Origin of the sequence: Xanthocytophaga agilis, from assembly GCF_030068605.1 — a bacterium.
Classification (GTDB): domain Bacteria; phylum Bacteroidota; class Bacteroidia; order Cytophagales; family 172606-1; genus Xanthocytophaga; species Xanthocytophaga agilis.
Genome location: NZ_JASJOU010000020.1, coordinates 176,421 through 183,173 on the forward strand (window position 1 = coordinate 176,421; position 6,753 = coordinate 183,173).

General features: G+C 40.9%; 5 protein-coding genes and 1 pseudogene. 2 read left to right on the plus strand and 4 right to left on the minus strand.

Going from position 1 to position 6,753, the window contains the following annotated elements; genetic code table 11:
- Nucleotides 1-55: 55 nt before the first annotated feature.
- From panC to QNI22_RS36255, 4 genes are all read right to left on the minus strand, one after another.
- Complete coding sequence (panC, locus tag QNI22_RS36240) at nt 56-901, minus strand: pantoate--beta-alanine ligase (RefSeq protein ID WP_314519018.1); 846 nt, start codon at nt 899-901, stop codon at nt 56-58.
- 47 nt (nt 902-948) lie between these two features.
- Nucleotides 949-1,464, minus strand: coding sequence for a DinB family protein (locus tag QNI22_RS36245; protein ID WP_314519020.1), 516 nt, complete (start codon nt 1,462-1,464; stop codon nt 949-951).
- A gap of 111 nt (nt 1,465-1,575) precedes the next feature.
- Nucleotides 1,576-3,867: a GH92 family glycosyl hydrolase gene (locus QNI22_RS36250; RefSeq protein ID WP_314519022.1), complete on the minus strand. Its 2,292-nt coding sequence runs from the start codon at nt 3,865-3,867 to the stop codon at nt 1,576-1,578.
- Nucleotides 3,868-3,964: 97 nt separating this feature from the next.
- Nucleotides 3,965-5,242 (minus strand): metal-dependent hydrolase family protein, encoded by a 1,278-nt coding sequence (locus QNI22_RS36255; RefSeq protein ID WP_314519024.1) that lies wholly within the window; start codon nt 5,240-5,242, stop codon nt 3,965-3,967.
- A 522-nt stretch (nt 5,243-5,764) separates the two neighbouring features.
- Here QNI22_RS36255 and QNI22_RS36260 point away from each other — a divergent pair.
- Entirely contained in the window at nt 5,765-6,328 is a 564-nt protein-coding gene (locus QNI22_RS36260; protein ID WP_314519026.1) for an RNA polymerase sigma factor, read from the plus strand.
- A pseudogene (locus QNI22_RS36265) lies at nt 6,312-6,753 on the plus strand (hypothetical protein); the annotation flags it as partial. The gene QNI22_RS36260 and the pseudogene QNI22_RS36265, both read left to right, overlap by 17 nt.

Genomic DNA, 6,753 nt, shown 5'->3' on the forward strand with positions numbered 1-6,753 from the left:
TAAGAAAATCCTGTTGCTGACTTTAAAGAGAAATGAATCGGATTTGAAAGAGATCTTATTCTACAAGAATGTTATCAATAAGTCGTACACCTCCTACAAAGGCTGCAATACAAAGTGCATAAGGTGCCTGTACTTTGCCTTCTATAAATGAGGATAGATCATCCGTATTCACTACTTCAAAATATTCCAGTTCTACTTCATCGCTCTTGGTTAGATGAAGGGCTACTGTTTTCTTCGCAAGTTCTATAGTTCCATCGTTATCCAGCATAGCATGTGCCATTTCCAGCGCCTGATACAATAGGGGAGCTACTGTACGTTGGGCAGAGCTAAGCCTTCTGTTACGGGATGACATGGCCAATCCATCTGATTCACGCATGGTTGGGCATATAAGCAACCGAACAGGAAACGATAAATCCTGAATCAGCCTGCGAATTACCAGGCATTGCTGCAGATCTTTTTGTCCAAAGTAAGCCGCATCTGGTTGTACCATATGAAATAACTTGGAAACAACAATGCCCACGCCATTGAAATGTCCCGGACGAAATTTACCTTCCAGTACTGTCTCCAGATTGCCAAAATCCATTTTGAGATTCACAGGTGCCGGATACATTTCTGTATCTGCTGGCATAAAAAGCACGTCACAACCTGCATCCTGTAAGAGTTGCTGATCCGCTTCCGGAGTGCGTGGGTATTTTTTCAGATCTTCCGGATTGTTAAACTGAGTAGGATTTACATAAATACTACACACTGCCAAGTCATTATCTTCTTTACAACGTTTAATTAAAGAGAGATGTCCTTCATGTAGTGCCCCCATAGTGGGTACAAATCCTATGGTTTTATTCTGCTGACGGTTCTGGAACAGGTAATCTCGTAATGAGTGTATGGAGGTAAAGACTTGCATAAATAGGGGTGCTATACTTTTCTGGTTGCGTGAGGTATTGGATAAATCTACTGTATTTTCAGATAACGTTCTTTTAAAATATTGATATGATGACGTTCATGGCCTGCGATCATATAGAGAATAGCACGTACAGAAAGTTCTTTGCCATTGGCATTGCCAATCTGTAAAAGAGCAGTTTCATCCAGATTGTCAAAAAGAAACAGGTTAGCATCTCTGACAGCGGAGTATTCTGCCAGTAGGCTAACGAGGGTACGACTGTCAAAGTGAGCTGTTTCTGCATACAAATTTTCATCAAATCCAGGCAACGGTTGTTTTTCACCCCGGGCTATACATAGAACACGATAGGTGAAAATACGTTCTGTATCAATCATATGTCCAAGCATTTCCTTTATACTCCATTTGCCTTCTGCATAACGATAAGTGCTCTCTTCTTCCGAAAGAGTATGTACCAATTGCCATACTTCTTTCTGTCTTAGTATATCAATAGCATTATCTTCCGGAACCAGATTGATGTAACGACTGGTATACTCACTTTGAGGATACTCATTAGGCTGTGGTTTCATAGATATTTAAAAGTGGATATGGATAATGAGGTTAGAAACAGTAACATTCTGCCAAGCAATTAAATATGCCCGACAGAATGTTATATATAATTGATTCAGTTATGAAAGAACTTATTTCTTGGCAGATACGGAGAATGGAAGTTGCTCTGGCTTAGTTCCTCTTTGTTGATTAGGAGTATTAGACATATCAAGCTTCAGTGTGCCACCCTGCAGAATGTCACTGTGTTTGATAAATGTGTTATTATATTCCTGTCCATTTAACTGGCAATTTTGAATGTATACATTGTTATCATTGTTGCCAGGTGCTTCAATAGTAAAGGTTTTTCCATTTTCCAGGTGCATACTTACCTTGCGGAACAATGGACTTCCCAATACATACTCCTGTGTACCCGGACAAACAGGATAGAAGCCCATCGCTGAGAATACATACCAGGCAGATGTCTGACCGTTGTCTTCATCACCACAATAGCCGTCCGGAGTTGGTTTATACATTTTGTTCATTATTTCACGCAAACGGCTTTGTGCTTTCCAACCGGCACCTGCATAGTTGTACAGATAAACCATGTGCTGGATAGGTTGGTTACCATGTGCATATTGCCCCATGTTCATAATTTGCATTTCCCGGATTTCATGGATTGGGAATCCATAGTAGCTATCATCAAATACAGGAGGCATAGTAAATACAGAGTCTAGCATGGATACAAATGTTTTTTGTCCACCCATCAACCCAATCAGTCCTTGTACATCATGGAACACGCTCCATGTATAGTGCCAGCTGTTGCCTTCTGTAAATGCATCACCCCATTTGAATGGATTGAAGGGTTGTTGAAACTTACCATCCTGATTTTTACCACGCATCAGCTTGGTTTGTGGATCAAACAGGTTGCGGTAGTTTTGTGCACGTTTTGTAAACTTCTGCACATCAGCTTTGGGTTTCTGCAACGCCTGAGCAAGCTGAGAAATGGTAAAATCTGCGTAGGCATACTCCAGTGTACGGGCTGCATTTTCATTAATGCCAACATTATAAGGCACATAGCCCAACTTGTTATAATACGAAACCCCTTTTCTTCCTACAGATGACAATGGCCCTTCCTGTTCGCTGTTTTTCAGAACTGCCTCATACAATGTCTGGATATCATATCCACGAATTCCTTTCAGATAAGAGTCGGCAATAAGGGATGCTGAGTTGGAACCAATCATACAATCACGGTGTCCGGGACTAGCCCATTCAGGCAACCAGCCACTTTCCTTATAGGTATTAACCAGCCCCTGCATAATCTGGCTGTTTAGTTCCGGATACATCAGTGTAAAGAATGGGAATACCGCACGGAAAGTATCCCAGAATCCATTGTCTGTATATAAGTAGCCGTCTGCAATCTGACCGTTGTAAGGGCTATAGTGAACCGTTTTGTTCTGTGCATCTACTTCATGAAACTTGCGAGGGAACAACATAATTCGGTACAGGCAAGAATAAAATGTACGAACTTGTTCAGGACTACCACCTTCTACTTCCAGACGGGAAAGTTGTTGGTTCCAGATAGCTTTCGCTTTCTGTTGAAGCGTATTAAAATCGTCGTTACCTAACTCACGTTGCAGGTTAAGCTCTGCTTGTTCTGGACTGATAAACGAAGAAGCTACACGGACCCGAATCTTCTGACCTTTTTTGGTTTTAAAACCAATCATGGCACCTACGTGATTGGCTTTGTATTCCAGAGTATCTTTGGCAAGCGTTTTTCCATGCCAGGTATTGCTGGATGTAAAAGGCGTATCGAAATACAATACAAAGTAATTTTTGAAATTGGCAGGTACTCCACCACTGTTTTTGGTTGTGTAACCAATTATTTTCTTCTCATTGGGAAGAATCTTTATATAGGAACCTTTGTCAAATGCATCAATAATCACAAATGAAGAATCTGATGAAGGGAATGTCATCTGGAACATCGCAGCTCGCTCAGTAGGAACGATCTCTGTGGTAACGTCATGGTCTGCCAGATACACACTATAATAATAAGGCTTGGCGATCTCTGATTTGTGAGAGAACCAGCTACTGCGTTTCTCTTCATCAAAGACATGCTTTGTTACCGGCATTATGGAAAACTGACCATAGTCATTGATCCAGGGTGAAGGCTGGTGGGTTTGTTTAAATCCTCGTATATGAGTAGAGGTATAGGTATAAGCCCAGCCATCACCCATCTTTCCTGTTTGTGGCATCCAGCAGTTCATACCCCAAGGAAGTGAAATAGATGGATAGGTGTTTCCATTGGAAAGATTAAAGGTTGATTGCGTACCCATAAGTGGATTTACCCACTCGGTCAGGTCAGTTGGGGTATTTACTTCCTGTGCTGTAACCGATAGCGAAACGGATAGCACAAAAAATAAAAGAAATGATTTTTTGAAAGACATAGATTTTAAGGAGGTATACATGACGTAAAGTCACAAACGTTGAAAATATGGATGCAATTTAAAAGATGTTTTGGAATTGTCAGGCTATAAAACAATTTTAAGGCTTCTTATAAATTATTCCATCTTTCATCACAAAGGTAACTTTGCGAAGAGAGGTCATATCTTTGGTCGGATCACCTTCTACAGCAATCAGATCTGCCAGAAATTCAGGTTGGATAGCTCCCAGATGTGACAACTCAAACACGCGTGCATTAACCGATGTCGCTGATCGTAATACATCCAGTGGTTTCATGCCATATTCAGCCATCAGTTCCATTTCACGAACATTATCTCCATGACTAAATACACCTACATCACCACCCATCACAATGGTGACTCTAGCTTCCATGGCTTGTTTAAAGCTTTGTTTTTTTTGCTGAATACGAGTTGGTTCAGGATCTGTTCCTTTTTTCCATCCTCTGTATTGCAAAATAGCATCTCCGGCCGCCAGAGTAGGACAGAGGGCTACATCTTTCTGTGCCATCAACTTAAAAATTTCAGGATTGCCGTTATCTCCATGTTCAATAGTCCGGATACCAGCCTGTATAGCCCGACGCATGCCTTCTGCTGTACTGGCATGTGCCACTACAACCCGACCACTACTAGCCGCTGTTTCTACCGCCAGTCGTAGTTCTGCTTCTGTGAATGTTGGCATTGCTTCACCCCGCATACCCCAGCGATAGTCTGCATAGACTTTGACGATATCAGCTCCTTTACCAATTTGTTCACGTACTACCCGAACCAGATCTTCAGCACCTGAAGCTTCCTGTGCTCCTTGGGGGACTAGGACATGAGTAGCAAATCCTTTAGGACCATAACTACCTGTAGCCACAATAGCGCGTCCGGCTACCAGCATTCTCGGACCAGGAATTATACCTTTCTCGATAGCCTGTTTTAATCCTACATCATCATACTCAGCTCCTTCTGTGCCCAAGTCTCGAACGGTAGTAATTCCTGCCAGTAATGTTTTATTTGCATGAACTACTGCTCTGGCTGTACGTTCAGCGTGAGATTCTTTCAGTACCTGATCATCCCAGGATGTTTCATTATAAGGATGCAGAAACAAATGGGAATGTCCCTCAATCAGACCGGGTAGCAAAGTCATAGCAGGCAAATTGATTGTTTCCGCATTGGCTGGTAGTTGTATATCTGCTGGCTTTCCTGCTGCAATGATCTTATTTCCCTGAACAAGGACTATCCAACCAGTCTTTACTTCTTTGCCGTCAAAGACTCGTTCTGGTTTTAGAACATAGGTTTTAACAGGAAGAGTAGAGGAGCTTTGTGCATTGGAAAAAAAGGTGGTCCATAAAGTGATCAACAGTAAATGTAACTTCAAATGGTATAACATGAATGGTTTGGTAAGTGTTGATGTAAAGTTGAATACCTGAAAAGTGAAACTACATATAAGTATCATTCTGCGCCACAAAAATCAATATATAATGCGAAAGGGGTAGTTCAGAATTATCCTGTTTCTATGTTCTTCTACATACTGTAAATTAATCAGTTAGCATGCCAATATAGTCGATTATGTTCTATGCTTCATCGAAAAGAAATTGAACCTGATCAGATATGACGTATCAATGATTGGCACAAACGAACAGGGCTGGTTTTCGGATTGACTGGAATTAAAATCTTATCCGTCATAGTAGTAGAGAAGTACTTATGTTGTCAATAGCTGCAAATGGTATCTATCTAATTAGGGATAAGCCTATCTCTGGCAAAAAAAGTATAAAAAAATAAATGATTTAATTGCTTGTTAGACAGTGACTTATACTTATATGTGCTTTTTCTTGGAAAAAAAATAAAAAAGTGACGCAACCGTTTGCGAAAATCTTCCGTGCTGTGTCTGAATTCGATTATGATCGCCAACTCCGCAACCTTAACTGAACTGGAGGCTTTATTGCAGGGATGCCGCAATGGCAACCGCAAGAGCCAGGAATTGCTATATCGGCAGTTCTATGGGTATGCTATGAGTGTGTGTATGCGGTATACACGAACAAAAGATGAAGCTATTGAAGTACTCAATGATGGTTTCATGAAGGTGTTTACCAAGACAGAAAAATACGATCCGGAAAAATCATTTAAAGGTTGGCTGAGGCGCATTATGATCAATACAGCCCTGGATTTTTATCGCCAGGAGGTAAAACATTATTTTCACGAAGATGTAACGTTAGTAGAAAACGCATCAGTTAGTGAAACAGTGGTTGATGAGTTACAACATGAAGAATTAATTAAACTTGTACAACTGTTATCACCGGCTTACCGGATGGTATTCAATCTGTATGTGATTGACGGCTACTCGCACGAGGAGATAGCTGAGCAACTGGATATTTCTATCGGAACATCCAAATCCAATTTAGCTCGTGCCAGAGAACACTTAAGAAATATGTTAAAGCAGAGAGGCTATGACAAGTATGAATGAGATGCCCGATAATGAATTGGATGATCTCTTCAGAAAGTCTGCTGAAGAGATAGATATTCCGTTTGATCCGGAAGCCTGGCTGCGCATGGAAAAAAAACTCGACAATGGATCTTCCAATGGAAATGGAAAATGGAAGCGTTGGGGACTATTAGCTCTGTTGTTATTATTAATTAGTACTGGTGCCTATATATGGTTGAGTGGATCTGGAAATGGAAATCTGGTTTCACAAAATAAGAATATTCAGACAGATACATTACTGGCAAAAGACGATAAACCTAGCTCTAAGGAAAGAGGTCAGATAGAAAGAGGTCAGATAGAAAGAGGTCAGATAGAAAGAGGTCAGATAGAAAGAGGTCAGATAGAAAGAGGTCAGATAGAAAGAGGTCAGATAGAAAGAGGTCAGATAGAAAGAGGTCAGATAGAAA